The organism is Nannocystis punicea, from assembly GCF_026965555.1.
GTDB lineage: Bacteria > Myxococcota_A > Polyangia > Nannocystales > Nannocystaceae > Nannocystis > Nannocystis punicea.
This window is the reverse complement of record NZ_CP114040.1, coordinates 2727877-2744012: the sequence shown is the minus strand read 5'-3', so window position 1 is coordinate 2744012 and position 16136 is coordinate 2727877. Positions and strand designations below refer to the sequence as shown.

General features: G+C 73.0%; 12 protein-coding genes. 5 read left to right on the top strand and 7 right to left on the bottom strand.

What is annotated here, in order from left to right:
- The first annotated feature begins 512 nt into the window (after positions 1 to 512).
- On the top strand, positions 513 to 4244 hold the full coding sequence (locus O0S08_RS10415) for an ATP-binding protein (RefSeq protein ID WP_269038922.1): 3732 nt from the start codon (positions 513 to 515) through the stop codon (positions 4242 to 4244).
- A gap of 78 nt (positions 4245 to 4322) precedes the next feature.
- Here O0S08_RS10415 and O0S08_RS10410 read toward each other — a convergent pair whose 3' ends face one another.
- Together O0S08_RS10410 and O0S08_RS10405 are read right to left on the bottom strand one after the other, a co-directional pair.
- Positions 4323 to 5417 carry an STAS domain-containing protein gene (locus tag O0S08_RS10410; RefSeq protein WP_269038921.1) on the bottom strand — a complete coding sequence of 365 codons (1095 nt, stop codon included), beginning with the start codon at positions 5415 to 5417 and terminating at the stop codon, positions 4323 to 4325.
- Between the two features lie 166 nt (positions 5418 to 5583).
- Positions 5584 to 6189 (bottom strand): hypothetical protein, encoded by a 606-nt coding sequence (locus O0S08_RS10405; protein WP_269038920.1) that lies wholly within the window; start codon positions 6187 to 6189, stop codon positions 5584 to 5586.
- Between the two features lie 230 nt (positions 6190 to 6419).
- Here O0S08_RS10405 and O0S08_RS10400 point away from each other — a divergent pair, with 230 nt between their 5' ends.
- Positions 6420 to 6587: a hypothetical protein gene (locus O0S08_RS10400; protein WP_269038919.1), complete on the top strand. Its 168-nt coding sequence runs from the start codon at positions 6420 to 6422 to the stop codon at positions 6585 to 6587.
- Positions 6588 to 6659: 72 nt separating this feature from the next.
- Entirely contained in the window at positions 6660 to 7454 is a 795-nt protein-coding gene (locus O0S08_RS10395; RefSeq protein ID WP_269038918.1) for a hypothetical protein, read from the top strand.
- A gap of 32 nt (positions 7455 to 7486) precedes the next feature.
- On the opposite strand, the gene O0S08_RS10390 is transcribed toward O0S08_RS10395, so the two are convergent.
- The 4 genes from O0S08_RS10390 to O0S08_RS10375 all read right to left on the bottom strand — a co-directional run bounded on the left by O0S08_RS10390 (position 7487) and on the right by O0S08_RS10375 (position 11105).
- Positions 7487 to 8170 carry a hypothetical protein gene (locus tag O0S08_RS10390; RefSeq protein ID WP_269038917.1) on the bottom strand — a complete coding sequence of 228 codons (684 nt, stop codon included), beginning with the start codon at positions 8168 to 8170 and terminating at the stop codon, positions 7487 to 7489.
- Positions 8171 to 8577: 407 nt separating this feature from the next.
- The gene (locus O0S08_RS10385; protein ID WP_269038916.1) at positions 8578 to 9624 is read right to left on the bottom strand and encodes a hypothetical protein; all 1047 of its coding nucleotides are present in this window, start codon (positions 9622 to 9624) and stop codon (positions 8578 to 8580) included.
- A gap of 372 nt (positions 9625 to 9996) precedes the next feature.
- Complete coding sequence (locus tag O0S08_RS10380) at positions 9997 to 10659, bottom strand: FMN-dependent NADH-azoreductase (protein ID WP_269038915.1); 663 nt, start codon at positions 10657 to 10659, stop codon at positions 9997 to 9999.
- A gap of 77 nt (positions 10660 to 10736) precedes the next feature.
- Positions 10737 to 11105 carry a winged helix-turn-helix transcriptional regulator gene (locus O0S08_RS10375; RefSeq protein ID WP_269038914.1) on the bottom strand — a complete coding sequence of 123 codons (369 nt, stop codon included), beginning with the start codon at positions 11103 to 11105 and terminating at the stop codon, positions 10737 to 10739.
- A 195-nt stretch (positions 11106 to 11300) separates the two neighbouring features.
- Between O0S08_RS10375 and O0S08_RS10370 the strand changes: the two genes are divergently transcribed.
- On the top strand, positions 11301 to 13373 hold the full coding sequence (locus tag O0S08_RS10370; protein ID WP_269038913.1) for a UvrD-helicase domain-containing protein: 2073 nt from the start codon (positions 11301 to 11303) through the stop codon (positions 13371 to 13373).
- Positions 13374 to 14235: 862 nt separating this feature from the next.
- Here O0S08_RS10370 and O0S08_RS10365 read toward each other — a convergent pair.
- Positions 14236 to 14652, bottom strand: a complete 417-nt coding sequence (locus tag O0S08_RS10365) for a hypothetical protein (RefSeq protein ID WP_269038912.1) — start codon at positions 14650 to 14652, stop codon at positions 14236 to 14238.
- Positions 14653 to 15049: 397 nt separating this feature from the next.
- Here O0S08_RS10365 and O0S08_RS10360 point away from each other — a divergent pair, with 397 nt between their 5' ends.
- On the top strand, positions 15050 to 15496 hold the full coding sequence (locus O0S08_RS10360; RefSeq protein ID WP_269038911.1) for an SPW repeat domain-containing protein: 447 nt from the start codon (positions 15050 to 15052) through the stop codon (positions 15494 to 15496).
- Positions 15497 to 16136: the final 640 nt, after the last annotated feature.

The following is a 16136-nucleotide window of genomic DNA, read 5'->3' as shown; positions in this document are numbered from 1 at the left end:
GCAACCGCGCCGGGAACGGTCGCGCACCCGTCCCGCGGATGCGCGGCTCACCGAATCGCCGGGCACCTGTCGAGCCCGGCGTGGGCGCAGGATCGGCCGCGCTCGAGCGGGTACAGCGGCCGCTCGCGGCAGTCGGGTCCGCGCCGGGCTCGTCGGGGACAGCCGAGCTCTCGGCCGGCCCGCTCGCCAGGCCAGGGCCGCCACCCAGCGCTCGCGCGCGCTGCCCGACGCCCGCATGTCCACGGGTCACCCTCCCATGCGGCCGCGAAGATCGCCCACGACGCCATCGGCATGACATGACCTTCAAGACATGCCCCAAAGGGCATTTCACATATCCTTTAAAACATGTCACGCCTTGACCGCGGCCCCGCGCCGCCGGCCGCCCGCGCCGCGCGGGCCGGATCTCGCGCGGCGGGCCGCGGCGGCGGCGGCGGGGCCCGGCGGACGCCCCGCCGCGGGACGGGAGGTATAGAGATCGGCGCACCTCGCCGGCGCGGCGGGGCAGCGGACCCATGCGAGCGGCGACCGACAAGAGCAGCAGCGGAGTCTGCCACTGGCTGATCGGCGGCGGCGAGATGGGCCGGCAGATCCGCGCGCACGACTGGTCGCGCACCTCGCTCGGGCCGCTCGAGGGCTGGCCGGCGAGCGTGCGGACGATCGTGCAGCTGTGCGTATCGACCAACTTCCCGATGGCGCTGACCCTCGGCCCCGGCCACGTCCTGCTCTACAATGACAGTTACCGGCCGATCTGCGGCAGCAAGCACCCGGCCGCGCTCGGCTCCGACTTCAGCGAATGCTGGGCCTCGGCCTGGCCGGACATCGGTGCTTCGTTCGCGCAGGCGCTGGAGGGCTCCGCCGTCTATGTCGACAATCGGCAGATCTTCCTCGACCGCCACGGCCACATGGAGGAGACCTTCTTCGCCTTCTCGCTCAGCCCGATCTTCGACGAGCACGGCCGGGTCGGCGGCGTCCTCGTGCCCTGCATCGAGATCACCGACAACGTCCTCAGCGACCGCCGCACGCGGGCCGTCCGCGACCTCACCGCTCGCACCGCCCGCGCCCGGACGCTCGAGGACGTGCTCATCGGCACCGCGGCCACGCTCGGCGAGTACCCGTTCGACGTCCCGTTCGTGCTCGCCTACCGCGTCGGCCCGGACGACCTCGCCCACCTCGCCGGCTGCGCCGGGATCGCGGCCGGCACCGCGGCCAGCCCGACCACCGCGGCGATGAGCGACCCCGCCGCAACGTGGCCGCTCGCCGAGGTCGTGCGCACCGGCAAGACCGTCGCGGTCACCGAGCTCCGGACGCCCAGCGGCCCCTACCCCGAGCCGCCGCGGCGCGCTCTGGCCGTCCCGGTCATGCTCCCGGGCCACGACAGGCCGACCGCGATCCTCGTCCTCGGGGTGAGCCCGCGGCTGGCCTGGAACGAGGCCTACAGCAACTTCTACGACCTCCTCGCCGGCGCGGTGACCGTGGCCGTGACCGGCGCGCTCGCGTCCGCCGAGGAGCGCCGGCGGGCCGAGGCCCTGGTCGAGCTCGACCGGGCCAAGACTGCCTTCTTCGCCAACATCAGCCACGAGTTTCGCACCCCGTTGACCCTGATGCTCGGGCCGCTCGACGAGGCGCTGACCGACGGCGACGCGCCCCTGACCTCGCGCCAGCGCGAGCGCCTCGAGATCGCCCACCGCAATTGCCTGCGGCTGTCGCACCTCGTCGACGCCCTGCTCGAGTTCTCGCGCATCGAGGCCGGGCGCATCGAGGTGTCCTATCAACCGACCGACCTGCCCGCGCTCACCGCCGAGCTGGCGAGCAACTTCCGCTCCGCCTGCGACCGCGCCGGCCTGGCGCTGAAGCTCGACTGTCCGCCGCTGCCGGACCCGGTCTACGTCGACCGCGGCATGTGGGAGACGATCGTCCTGAACCTGGTCTCGAACGCCTTCAAGTTCACCCTCTCCGGCGAGATCGAGGTCGCCCTGCACCGCCGCGGCGCGGCCGTCGAGCTGACGGTGCGCGACAGCGGCGTCGGCATCGCCTCGGATCAGCTGCCGCGGCTGTTCGAGCGCTTCCAGCGGATCGAGCGCAGCGGCGGGCGCTCGCTGGAGGGCTCCGGGATCGGCCTCGCGCTGGTGCGCGAGCTGGTGCGGCTCCACGGCGGCGATGTCCGCGTGGACAGCCGCTCCGGCGCCGGCAGCGTGTTCACCGTGACGCTCCCCCTCGGCCACGATCACCTGCCCGCCGAGCGGGTGCGCCCGGCCACGCCGCCAGGGCCGGTCACCTCCGCCGCCGCGCCGTACGTCGGCGACGCCCTGCGCTGGCTGCCCGAGCCGCGGCAGGGCGAGGTCCCGCCGTCTCCGCGTCCGCCCACCGCTCGCCCGCGGATCTTGCTCGCCGACGACAACGCGGACATGCGCGACTACGTGCGCCGCCTGCTGGGCGCGCGGTACGACGTCGTCGCCGTCGACAACGGCGCCGAGGCCCTCGCCCGCGCCCGCGAGGACCCGCCCGACCTGCTCCTCGCCGACGTGATGATGCCGCGGCTCGACGGCTTCGGCCTGCTCCACGCGCTCCGCAGCGACCCCCGCACCCTCGAGGTGCCCGTCCTCCTCGTGTCCGCCCGCGCCGGCGAGGAGGCCCGCGTCGAGGGCATGCGCGCCGGCGCCGACGACTACTTGACCCTGCCGTTCAGCGCCCGCGAATTGCTGGCGCGGGTCGAGGCGCACCTGGCCCTGGCCCGCCTGCGTCACGAGGCCGGCGACTCGCTGCGGGCCAGCGAGCAGCGGTTCCAGACCTTCATGGACAACAACCCCGCGGTCGTCTTCATGAAGGACGAGGACGGCCGCTACGTGTTCGTCAACCGCGAGCTCGAGCAGAAGTTCCAGCGGGTCGACTGGATCGGCCGGACCGACCACGAGCTGTTCGGGGCCGAGGTCGGCGACCCGCTGCGCCGCAACGACCAGCTCGTGCTGTCCCAGCGGCGGGTCGTCCGCTTCATCGAGACGGTCACGCACGACGGAGCGCCGCACGCTTACCTCTCGCTCAAGTTCCCGCTGCTCGACCGCGGCCGCTGGCTGCTCGCCGGCATCGCCCTCGACATCACCGAGCAGAAGCACGCCGAGGCCGCGCTCGAGGCCGCCAACCGCAGCAAGGACGAGTTCCTGGCCATGCTGTCGCACGAGCTGCGCAACCCGCTGGCGCCGCTGCGCAGCGTCGCCGACTCGCTGCTCCGCCGCGACCTCAGCGGCCCGGCCCGCGCCCGCGCCTACGCGATCATCGATCGCCAGGTCACCCACCTCACCCGCCTGGTCGACGACCTCCTCGACGTCTCGCGGATCACCCGCGGCAAGACCGAGCTCCGGCAGGAGACCGTCGACCTGGCGCGGATCGCCGAGCAAGCGGTCGAGATGGCCCGACCGGCGATCGACGAGCGCCGCCACACCCTCACCGTGACCCTGCCGCCGCAGCCCCTGCACGTCCACGGCGACCCGGTGCGGCTGATCCAGGTCGTCTTCAACCTGCTCGGCAACGCCGCCAAGTACACCGAGCCGGGCGGGCGGATCTGGCTCGCCGTCGAGCGCGAGGGCCGGGGCGCGCTCCTCCGCGTGACCGACGACGGCATGGGCATGCCGCCGGAATTGGTGCCGCGCGTGTTCGACCTGTTCGCCCAGGGCGACCGCACCCTCGACCGCGCCCAGGGCGGCCTCGGCCTCGGCCTCACGCTCGTGCACCGCCTGGTCGAGATGCACCACGGCAGCGTCCAGGCCGCCAGCCCCGGCCTCGGCCAGGGCAGCGAGTTCGTGGTCCGCCTGCCCGCCCTCGACGCCGCGGCCGCGGTCGCCCCGCCGCCGCCCTCGCCCTGCTCGACCGCCGTCCGCGGCGCCACGCGGATCCTCGTCGTCGACGACAACCACGACGTCGCCCTGTCGCTGCAGCTGCTGCTCGAGACCCGCGGCGCCGACGTCCGGGTCGCCCACGACGGCGCCGGCGCGCTGGCGGCCGCCCGCGAGTTCCGCCCCGCGGTCGTGCTGCTCGACATCGGCCTGCCCGACATGGACGGCTACGAGGTCGGCCGCCGGCTCCGCCGCGAGCCCGGCCTCGAGCGCGCCCTCGTCATCGCCGTCACCGGCTACGGCCAGGACGACGCCCGCCGCCGCTCGCAGGACGCCGGCTTCGACTGCCACCTGGTCAAGCCGGTCAGCGAGGAGGCCCTCGAGGCCGCCCTGAACACCGTCGCCCGGGCCACCTAGGGGTCGTGTCTCTCAGGACATGTCGATTCGACCATGTCCACAAGAGCATGCTCTTTCGAGCATGTCCGCTCGCCCACGTCAGGAGCGAGCGGCGCGCAGGCAGTGCTTCAGCGCGTCGCGCAGCTTGGCGTGGACGACGACGCGGGACAGGTCGACGCCGAGGGCGACCATGGTCTGGGCGATCGTCGGGTGGATGCCGGTGAGGATGCCCTGGGCGCCGAGCAGCGCGACCGCCTGGATCATCTCGACGAGGTGGCCGGCGGTGCCGGTGTCGACGACCTCGACGCCGGTGAGGTCGAGGATGGCGAAGCGGGCCCGCGTCCGCGTCACCGCCTGCAGCAGGCTGTCCATGATCTCGGCCGCCCGCGCCGTGTCGACCAGGCCGACGATCGGCATCGTCAGCACCCCGTCCCACACCTCGAGGATCGGCGTGGAGAGCTGGCGGATCACCGCCTGCTGGCGCTCGATGAGCTCGACCCGCCCGCGCAGCTCGAGCTCCGCCAGCTTGGCCTCGGAGATGTTGAGCGACACCCCGACCAGCCGGGCCCCGCTCGGGTCGTCGCGCACGGGGATGTACGAGGTGTCCCAGTAGAGCCCGTACAGCTCGGCCGAGCGGGTGTGGGCCGGCTCGCCCGCGATCGCCCGCGCGATCAGCTCGCCGTTGCCCTGCGCCTTGTACAGCTCGAAGATGTTCTTGCCGACGAGGTAGTCGGGCGGCACCCGGGCCAGCTCGCTCGCCTTGCCGCCCTGGTAGAGGAACACCCCGCGCTCGTCGCACGCCCACAGCACGATCTCGAGGTTGTCCTCGAGCGCGCGCAGCATCGTCGACTCGAGCGCGGTCCGGGCCTCCGCCGCCCGCCGGGCGCCGACGTCGTGGCCGTACAGCCGGACCCGCCCCGCCTCGCCCGCCAGCGCCTGCGACCACGCCTCGAGCGACCAGGCCCCGTCGGGCCGGCGGATCGACCACACCCGCGGCGGGTCGTCGCCGGCCGTGAGGGACGACCACGTCCCCTCTGCCAGCGGCAGCACCTCGGCCAGCGGGCGGCCGACGGCCGCCGCCGCAGCGGTCGCGAACACCCGCTCCGCGCGGCGGTTCCAGCCGGTGATCACGAGCGCCGCGTCGACCTCGATCACGACCAGCGGGGCCTCGTGCAGCTCGTTCTCTGGGTCCACCGTCGTGGTGTAGCCGAGACCGCCGCCGCCGTCGTCCTCTCCATTCGCCAGCCTGGCGCGGCCACGCGCTGTCCGATCGGTCCTGTCCCGCCGGACAGATTGTTGCAAGCCTGCAATGTCCCGCGAGCGCTGCGACCGGGCCCTTCGACGCTCCCCGGTCGCGGCTCTAGGCCAGCCCCGCCTCACCACCGGCGACGGCGACCCGGGCTCGCTGCTCCGCGCGACGCACCAGCTCGCAGGCGCGGCGCACCTCGGCGGGCAGCCGCGCCACTGCCACGGCCGAGCCGACCCACATCAGCTTCTTGAGCCCGGCCCTGCGCAGGGCCGCCGTCGCCACCCGTGAGCCGACCACGGCGACCGCCGCGCGGCGCAGGCCGACGACGAGGGCCTGTCCGCCGCGGGCCGGCGCATCGAGCCCGCACGCCGCACGCCAGCCGTCGGCCACGTGGGCCTCGCACAGTTCCTCGCGCGCGAGCTCGGCGATCACGACGGCGAGCACCGCGCGCAGGTCCGCCTCGGTCGCCGCGTCGGCCAGCGCCCGTCGGACCGCGTCGGTGGCGATCGCCAGCACCGCGGCCTCCGCCCCCGCCGCCACCAGCGTCCCGCCGAGCGGCCCCGTCGCCAGCTCCAGCGCCGTCGCGGCCGCCCGCACCCCGCCGGCGGCCAGCGCGTGCGCCGAGCCCTCACCGACCCGCGCCCGCGCCCGCTCGAACCGATCGGCCGTCCATGCCCGCACGGCCCGCAGCGCTCGCACCCCTCGCGGCTCGCTCATACCGGCATCGTCGCAGATCCGCCTGACGCTCGCGCGCCAGCAAAGCGACCTTCTCGCGACGCAGCCCGCGAGTCTGCGCCCGAAGCACGAACTGGACCGCCGCACAGCGAACGATCCTCGCCCACCCGCGCGACGCCCACCCGCTCCTCCGCGCCGCCCCTGGCGCCGACGAGACCCGCACGCTCGTCGGGCGCGTCGCCCGCCTGGCCGAGCGAGTCGACGACGAGCGCGTGCGCGTCGTCGTGTTCGACGAGGCGATTGAGGAGACCTTCCGCGCGCAGTTCGAAGCCGCGAGCATCGCCCCGTCGACATCACCGCCCTCGATGCCCTCGCCCTCGAGTCCTGGGCGCAGCGACCTGCTCACGCGCCCGCTCGCGGTCGATCCGGCACCGCCGTGACGGCGCGTGAAGCTGACCCGAAAGCCAGATGAGGCAGGCCCGGGACGACCCGCGCGGTGATAGCCTCGCTCCATGGGCATCTCGCCTCACCCTGCAGCCTGGGAGCTGCTCGCCCTTCTCCGCGCGCACGGACTCGTCCCCGTCCCCGCCGACGAATGGCATGTCCTCCTCGGGCGGCTCTTCGGCGCCGATCCGCCCGGCGCCCTGGGCCACAGCAAGCTCCTTTACTTCATGCACATGAACATGGTGGAGCACCCGGACGAGTCCTTCCGCAGCGAGGGGCGGCGACTCCTGCACTGGGTGGGCGACGACTTCTCCTGGTTCTCGGGGTTCAACAGGGCGCTCGGGGACGTGCCCCTCAGGGTCATGCGAACCAGCCCCTCCGGCCCGCCCAGCTATGACGCCGATATCGAAGCCTATGTCCTGCGGGGGCCGGACGCTGCCGAGCGGCTCGTTCGGCTGGCGGGGCCCGACGAGTTCGACGCCGACGACGAGTCTCCGCAGCCCAGCCCCGATTGGCACAACACCTTCGATGGCCGCCCGACCGACGAGGACGACGGCTTCGTCAGCCTCTACTACCTCGAGGCGCTGCAAGACCTCGCGCGGCGCGTCGATCGCGAGCTCGAGGCCTGCGGGGCTGCCCACCGCCTGTATTACCTGGGGACGTGGGGGCGAGAGTATCGCGACAGCACCCACGACCTGATGAGCCTCTCACTCCCCGCGTTCGCGGCCGAGCTCGCGGCGCTCGGATACAGGATGACCCGGGCGAGCGACGTGAGCATCGGTGCCGCCGGCGCATGGGACGAGGAGCTCGAGATCGACTGGCCCTCCGATCGTTTGGGCCCCGACGACGACTGGATGGAGTGACCCGCCGCGGGGCGACGCCACGACCACGATCGTCAGGCCGAAGCGGCTCGCACCACGCCGAGGGCGACCGCGAATTGCAATTGTGCCTCGTCGCTCGCCTGCCTCAGGGCGCGCGTCAATGCGGCGACACATTCATCCAGCGAGCCGGAGGACGCCCGGGCGCGGCCCACGATCGCGGCCACGACGTCGTCCGCCAGGGGGAGCTCGCGCGAGCAGAGCAGCACGACATCCCCGGCCGAGATGTCCCGCGCGAAGGTCTGGATCGCCAGCGAGGGCGCGCGGAGGTCCACGAGGCCGAGGGCATTGACCCCGATGTCCTGCAGCGGTGACTGGTCGAGGTCGGGCATGCTCGCCGCGATGTCGGGATCCAAGCGCGCCATGTACATGGCGAGCGTGTCCCGGATCGCGAGCCGCTCGACGGGCCCGGATGCGGGGACGAGGAGCGCGCAACCTCCCCCCGCGTGGGCCCCCGAGAGGCGCCCGCCGACGACTTGCACGGCGGTGCACGAGGCATGCGGCGTACGCCCCCACCAGGGGCGAATCTCGACGAACCGGGCGATGGCGCGGTTCAGGCGCAGGAACGTCGCCAGGAGGTCCGGGGACGCAGTCGCCTGCGGCTCCAGCAGCGCCTCGCAGTCGGCGTAGTCCTGCTCGGCAGGTCCGAGGATTCGGTCCTGACGGATCGAGAACTGGAAGAATTCGGCGGCGGCGCCCACGTACGAGGCCCGCCCGGACGCGGCCTCCAGCTCCTCGCAGAGGGTGCGGATCGCCAGGCGAGCCTGGACCCAGCCGGTGTCGCGTGTCGGGGAGGCGTCCGCGACCACGAGCAGCGCCCCGCGGCTCCCGGCTCCCACCATCACGCGATCGTCCCCGGCCGCTCGAACGTAGCCCAGCCTCGACTCGAGCGGGCCCGGGCGCTCGGCGACTCCCCGCCCGGCAATCTCCTCCCCAGCGCCGCGCATGAAGACGAAGCTGACCGCGCGGCGCGAAGAATTGCAACCAGCGCCCCCACGCGCGCAGGGGCTCGCTGGCGAATCGGAAATCGCGTGAGCCCCTGCGACCGCGACGACGCCGGACCGGACGATGCGCGCGGACACGCCTCGTCCGGGCCCGACCCGGCGGCTCACGCCAGCCGCCACAAGTACGTCTCGTTGCCGAAGAAGTCCACCGACGCGAGCCATTGCGACGCGGTGTGCGCCGTCGCGAAGCAGTCGAAGTTGTAGTCGGTCCCCCGGCCCTCGCCCAGGGTCGCGACCTGTCGCCCCGCCTCGAGGTCGAGGAGCACGAAGCGCGCGTCCTGGGGCTTGCCGTCGACCGGGACGACACCGACTGCCACGAGGCCGGGCCGCACCACGACCGGGGGGAGTCGTCCGGCACGCCAGCCGCTGCTGAACGCGATCGATCGCAGCACGCGCCCGTCGTCCGCGGCCAGGCACAGCTCGGCGCCCGTGCCGTGCGGCGCGCCGTCGTCGGCGATCCACACCTGCCGCGCCACGGGCTCGAGCGCGAAACGCTGGCCGTCGTGGATCTTGCGCCGCCAGCGGGCCGCGCCGGTCGTCACGTCGTAGCAGCCGAGCACCAGATCGTCGTCGGTCCAGCCCTTGGCGACATCCCAGTCCAGGTGGAGCCCGAGCGTCACCACCGTATCGTCGTCGAGCATCCCCGCCTGCACGAAGCACCACTCGTCGGTCTTGATCGCCGCCCGCTTCTCGCCCGTGCCCGCGTCGAAGACCGTGACGGTGCGCTGGCGCGGAGAGATCCGGCCGTTGTCGGCGACGACCACCCAGGCGCCGCTCGGAGAGAACCCCACCGTGTTGGCGCCCAGCGAATACTTCACCGCGCCCAGGCTGGCCATCGCCTTGCCGCCCGGCCACCCGTACACCTTCGCCGTCTTCGGGCCGTACACGCACCGCGTGCCGTCGGGGCTGATCGCGCCGCCCGCCCGCGACCCCGACGAGCTCTTGATCTCCGCCTTGCCCACTTCGGTCCAGCTGCCCTCGCCGGGCGTGAACTCGTACACCTCTGCCCGGCCGCTGGTGAGCCGCTTGAGCACGAGGAGGTTGCCGCTCGGCATGAAGCCGAGCGTCCCGCCCACGGGCAACACCGCGTCGGGCGCACGCAGGTTGGTGGTCAGGTCGATGGTGATGGTGACGGGGGGTGTGGCGCTCATCGGTGGCAAGCCTCATATCACCGGCTCGCACCGCACGACCAGTACCGTCGAAAATGCGTGTAGGTACCACGAGCCTCGTGCTTGCGAGGAGCTCGTCCTCGGCAGCACCCGGATGGCTCGGGGCGGACCGCGAGCAGTGAGACCCGGGTCCTTGTGTATCGTGACACTGGCCATGCATGAGCGCCGGGGAGCGACATGCCACGATTCCGTGGAGTCATCGGGGTGCATTGAATGGACCCTTTCCAGCGCGCCGGGCGTCGCATCGCCGTGGCCCTCCGCGCATTCGTCCATCCTCGTCGGGAGGGTCCGCCGCCCTGCCCGTCCAGCACCTTCACCGCAATCGTCGCCGTGCGATGTGCGACGAGTCGCCGCTCACGACGCCAGGCAATTGACCGGGCCGGCGGCGAGCGCCGCGGCGAGCGCGTCGACCTCGGCCTCCGCCGCGGCGATCGAGGCCCGGAAGCGGCCGTCCTGGAACTCGTCGAAGCCGATGCGGACGAACGTGACGTCGGTCAGGCCGATGAAGCCGAGGCAGGTCGCCAGGTGCGGCTCGAGGAAGTTGAGGTGCGCCAGCGCCCCGCCCGGGTTCAGGGCCCCGTCGCCGACCGAGGTGATCACGACCACCGGCCGCGCGCGCAGCAGCGGCCGGTAGGGCTCGGCGGCCGCCGCGTCGAAGCCGAAGGCACGGCCGACGCGGATCACCTGATCGAAGTACGCCTTGAGCTGCGCCGGCATCCCGAAGTTGTACATCGGCGCCCCGATCACGACTGCATCGGCGGCCTCGAGCTCGTCGATCAGCGCGTCGCTCGCCCGCAGCGCCGCGCGCCCCGCCTCGGAGCGCGCCGCGGGGTCCGCGAACGCGGCCGCGATCCACGGCTCGTCGACCGGCGGCGGCGGGTCCAGCCCGACATCCCGGCGGAGGACCGTGCCGCCGGGCTCGTGCGCGCGCCAGACCTCGGTGAAGCGGCGGGTGAGACGACGCGTGACCGAGCGTGTGACCCGCCCGCTGGCATCGACGACGAGGAGCTTGTGCATGGCGAGGAATCTAGCGGCGCCCCCGGCCGCGCGCCTCGTCGTAAAATTTTGAGCTGCTCCAAAAAAAGTGAGCGACCCTAGGCGACCCGCGATGCGCCGCGGCGCGCGAGATAGGCCGCGCCCCAGACCTCGAGCCGATCCATCACGTCCGACAGCGTCTTGCCGTCTTCGCTGAAGGCGTACTCGACGCGCAGCGGGCTCTCCTCGGGGTGCACCGTGCGGACCACGACGCCGTCGGCCTCGAGCTGGCGCAGCTGCACGGTCAACGCCTGGGCCGTGATGCCCGCCAGCGCCGCCTGCAGCTGCGAGAAGCGCCGCGGGCCCTCCTTGAGCTCGTACAGGATCGAGGGCTTCCAGCGCCCGCGGATGACGTCGAGCGCGGCGCGGACGGGGCAGTTCTCGTGCAGCCGGTCGAACTTCTGCTCGTAATCGGCGAGGGACTTCATCGCGGAACGCTAGCCCGACCCTCGCGGGGCGACAACCATCGCGCGGGCGCCGCGCCGGGGTCGCCGCGAAGAGATGGTGCACACACGGCGAGACGGGAGCCCCGCGGCCGGAGCCCTGAACCAAGACCGGTCGAGCCTCTCTTCGCCACCTCGGCGACCTTCTCGCGACGGGTCCTGCTAGCCTGCGCCCGACGCATGGACTGGACCGCCGAACAGCGAGCGATCCTCGCCCACCCGCTCGACGCCCACGCGCTCGTCCACGCCGCGCCCGGCGCCGGCAAGACCACCACCCTCGTCGGGCGCGTCGCTCGCCTGGCCGAGCAGGTCGACGGCGAGCGCCTGCGCGTCGTCATGTTCAACAAGGCGATCCAGGAGACCTTCAGCGCGCGCCTTTTGGCGGCAGGCATCGCCGGCGTCAAGGTCACCACCTTCGACGCTCTCGGCCTCGAGGTCCTCGGCCGCGCCGAGCGCCGCGGCCTGCTCACGCGCCCGCTCGAGGTCGCGGCCCACCGCACCCGCGAGTGGTCGCAGCAGGTGCACCGCCGGTTCGCCCGCAAGATCGAGTCGGCCGACGACATCGCCGCCGCCGTCGGCTTCTGGAAGGCCCACCTCGTCACCCCGAATCGCGCCGCCTGCGAGGACGCCCCCGAGCTGGTCGAGGCCTACCAGGCGCTCGAGGAGCTGCGGACCCGGGGCGGCCAGGCGCTGCAGGTCGACTTCCCCGACATGGTCTACACCGCGGTCGCCGTGCTGCGCCGCTACCCGCGGCTGCTCGGGCCGATCGATCACCTGCTCGTCGACGAGTTCCAGGACGTGAACCCCGCCCGCGTCGAGCTGCTGCGCCTGCTCATGCACGAGCAGACCACCCTGATGGCCGTGGGCGACGCCGACCAGGCCATCTACGAATTTTCGGGCGCCCACCCGCGGTTCTTCCACGACTTCGCCGGCACCTTCACGCACCGGCCGACGCGCACCTATCCGCTGTCGCACAGCTTCCGCTTCGGCCCGACGATCGCCGCCGCCGCGCGGGCCCTCATCGCCCACAACGACGAGCGCTTCCCGATCGAGGTCGTCGGCCGCGGCGCGCAGCCCGGCGCCATCGAGCGCACCGACGACGTCCCCGGCACCATCGAGCGTCTGCTGGCCGCCGGGCACCCGGCCGCCGAGCTCGCGGTGCTCTACCGCGGCCGCCTGCAGGGCACCAGCGTGCTCGCCGAGCTGGCCGCGCGGCGGATCGGCATGGAGACCGACGACCTCGACTTCGTCCGCAAGGGTCGCGGCCCCGAGCTCGCCCTGGCCTACCTCCGCTTCGCCACCAGCGACGCGCCCGTCGACTTCGAGGACGCCTGGAACGTCGTCTTCGCGCCCGACCGCTACATCCGCAAGGAGGCCTTCGCCGGCCAGATCCGCCGGCTCGGCTCGAAGGGCCTGCGCGTCGTCCTCGGCAACACAAGGGCCGCCCGCGACGCCGACCAGCCGCGCGGCGCGATCGAGTCGATGAGCGAGCTCGCCGACCTGCTCGCGCGCATGGGCAAGTGCCGCACCGCCGGCGCCGCCCTCGACCTGCTGGTCGCCGAGGCCGACATCCCCGCGCAGCTCGCCGGCCGCAAGCGCTCCGAGGCCGAGCTCGAGCAGGCGGTGGCCGGCTTCGAGGCCGTGCACGCGCTGCTCAAGGGCCTCAAGGTCGGCCCCGCCGAGGCCGCGCGGGCGCTCGCCGAGCTCGACCCGCGCGCCGGCCGACCGGCCGAGCAGTGCGTGTGGGTCTCGACGATCCACAAGGCCAAGGGCAAGGAGTGGCGCACGGTCCTGCTGCCGCGCCTCACCGAGGGCCTGTGCCCGGCCGGCCGCCAGGACCGCGTCCTCGGCACCGTCGACGCCCCCGCCGGCGTCGACGCGAGCGACCCGCTCGAGCAGGAGCGGCGGATCTTCTACGTCGGCCTGACGCGCGCCAGCGAATGCGTGTACCTCGAGGTCACGCCGCACGCCCCGAGCCGCTTCGTCGCCGAGCTCGGCCTCGCCAAGCCCGCGCTGGTCGCCCCGTCGAGCAAGCCGCGGGTGCGCAAGCCGGCGACGCCGGAAAAGACCAGCGCGTGGAAGCCGATCGAGGACGCCGCCCTGACCGCCGCGCGCGACGCCGGCGAGGACCTCGACGAGCTCGCCGAACGCCTCGGCCGCAGCCGCCGCGCGCTCGACGGCCGCCTCGAGATCCTCGACGCCATCCGCCAGCGCACCGAGGCGCGACGGCGCCGCTTCGAGGAAGAGGAGTGACTCTCCGCGGTCCGCTTCGAGACCCGCCATTGGCCGCCTCGACGACCTGCGAATGGAGTCCCGCTCGCCGCGAGCGGCCCGGCCAGCCGCGACAGAGCGCGCCAACGGCCCTCCTTCGATTTGGTGGCGTGATCGAGAGCCGTCCTCTCGACCCGCAGCTTGGCGCGCCGGATCACCCGCGATCGCTCGGAGGCGACGCGGACGAGGCGATGGATGCTCATCGCTCGCCATCTCGCAATCGAGGCAGTTCATGAGGTCGAAAATTGGAAGCGCTACACGGACGCGAGGGTCGAGCCGATGCGACTTGCAGCTCGCTCACGGACTCGTCGCTCCGCCGCGCCCTCGCACGTTCGCACCAGGCATCGCAATCCACATTCACACCGGGCAATGGTCCGAGCGACCGACTCACGAGCGTTCGTGCACGTCGTTGCCAAACGCAGGCGCCGATGGCATCGTCGGCGTGATGCCGCGCCTGCATCACCTCACCTTCGCCGCCTCGCTGGCAGCGAACCTCCTCGCCTGCGCGCGTCCGGCCTCGACGCGACCCCTCGCGCCGCCGCCTGCCGAGCCGGCGTCCGGGAGCGAAGCGAGCCCAGCATCCGCGTCTCCCACGCCTGAACCCGCCGGCGACGCCGGGACCTCCGAGCCGCCGGTCCGTCACGGACAGACGACCCGTGTCGCCCCGCCGGTCCCGACGCAGGACGACTTCGAGGCCGACGTCTGGGACGGCCCCGATACCATCGATCGCGTCCAGGAGCGAGCCCCGGCGCGGCGGCGGTGAGATTCACCGCCTCGCCGGACGCCCGACCTCGACGCCTCGCAGCGCCTGCGGGCGAGGACGACGACGTGCTCGCACCCCGCCTCACGGTCCCTGATGAGGCGGCCGCGCCCCGCGATCGACCGGAGGTTCGTACCGGGCCTCGCGAGCGTCGCGCCGGCCCCACGCGGTCAGCCCCAGCAGCAGCGCCGCCACGCCCGCGAACACGAACACGGAGCGAGCGACCGGCCATTCGGCGAAGCCGAGCAGCCAGGGCAGCGCGACCACGAGCGGCGCGAGCGACGTCTCGACGATCCCGTGCGCGCCGTAGCCGATCGCGCAGACCGAGCCGAACGGATAGCACGTCAGCTGTGACAGCAGCCATAGCCCGAGCATCAGCGCGTAGCAGGCGATCGAGGCGACGCGAGGCGTCCCCGCGGGGAACCACGCCGGGGCCAGGGCCAGCGCGAAGACCAGGCCCTGGTCGAGCGCGCCGTGGACCTCGGACGACAGCGCTCTCATACCTGACGAATGTCCCACGGATCAAAGCTAGCGCGAGTCCGCGGACCCGCCATTCGCCGGAAAAATTCCCCCTGAGCCCGCGCGACCTCGCGGGCGGCGAGCGCCGCGGACGTCGGGCCCGTCCTCTTCGCGTCGCCCCCACGGCCGCGCTCGCAACATTCGCCGGCTCGCCTCGTCCGGCGCGGGCCGGCGCCCCGGGCAACCGGCCTCGCGGCGACCGGCGCGGACGCGGGCCGGACGAGCCCGGCGCCGCCCGGCGGGCCGAACCCTGGCAGGGCGCCGCACCTCCTCGCCCCGCCCCCGCTCGCGCTTGCCTCCACGCCGATCGTCTTCATCACTGCCCGAGGACCCGCCGCAGGCCTCTCCGCCGGCCGCGGCCAGACCCCGGAGAATTCCCATGCGATTCGTCTCCCCGCGCGTGCACGGCGTCCTCGACTATTTGTTCGCGGCGCTGTTCCTGTTCGCCCCGTTGTGGCTCGACTTCCGCAGCGACGCCGCCCAGCTCAGCGCATTCGTGATCGGCCGGACGCTCCTGGTGCTGTCCCTCCTCACCCGCTACCCGCTCGGCGTCCTGCGCGTGATCCCGTTCCCGGTCCACGGCGGCCTCGAGATGATCGCCGCGCCGGTCCTGATCGCCCTGCCCTGGCTCGCCGGCTTCCACGAGGCGAGCCTGGCCCGCAACTTCTTCGTCGGCACCGGCCTCGTCCTGCTCGGCCTGTGGGCCATCACCGACTACAGGGCCGCCGAGCCCGGCAAGACCGGCCTCCACCGTCCGCACGCCGGCGCCGAAGGAGCAGCTCCGTCCCCGGCGACCCCGACCGGCGACGTCGACCGCGCGGCCTAGACTGCCTCTTCGGACAGCCCCCTCGGCCGGGCGGGAGCGCCCGGTCGGCCGCCGCATCCGCCGCTTTATCGCCTGCGACCCGCCGCGGCGACCTGGCAAGCTGTCCTTTCAGACATCCGGGACGACCGCACGCTCACGCCATTGCGAGCAGCTCGAGCGCCGCCTCGCGGACCGGCGCCGTCGGGACCGACGCGACCACGCTGCCGGCGTGCTCGCGCCGGCCGCCTGCGGACCCTCGCGCGAACCCTCGCGTGAACCACCGGGTTCACGTGAGGGGCGGACCCCCGGGCGATTGTCAAGCATGAATTAACGAGAGTCGCTCTCGCGAATGCCGCAACCACGTTCGCTGTTCGCTCGCGCTCACGCCACAGGGTCTGCAGACGAATGTGACTCCGGAGACGACAGGGCGGGATTCACGAGACCACGCCAAGGGCCGCTCTTACGCGCTTCGAAGCCGCTCTGTCGAGCGCAAACGACCCGCGGGGGCTAAAGCCCCCGCGACTCCAATGTAGGCTCAGCGCCCCGATTCAGCGGTGATCGCAGCCGGAATTTCGTACGATTGTTGCGGACCGAGCAGTGCCGGCTATCGTAACCTCCCCGCTGGACACATTCCCCCATGCAAAAATACCATCTTGACCGT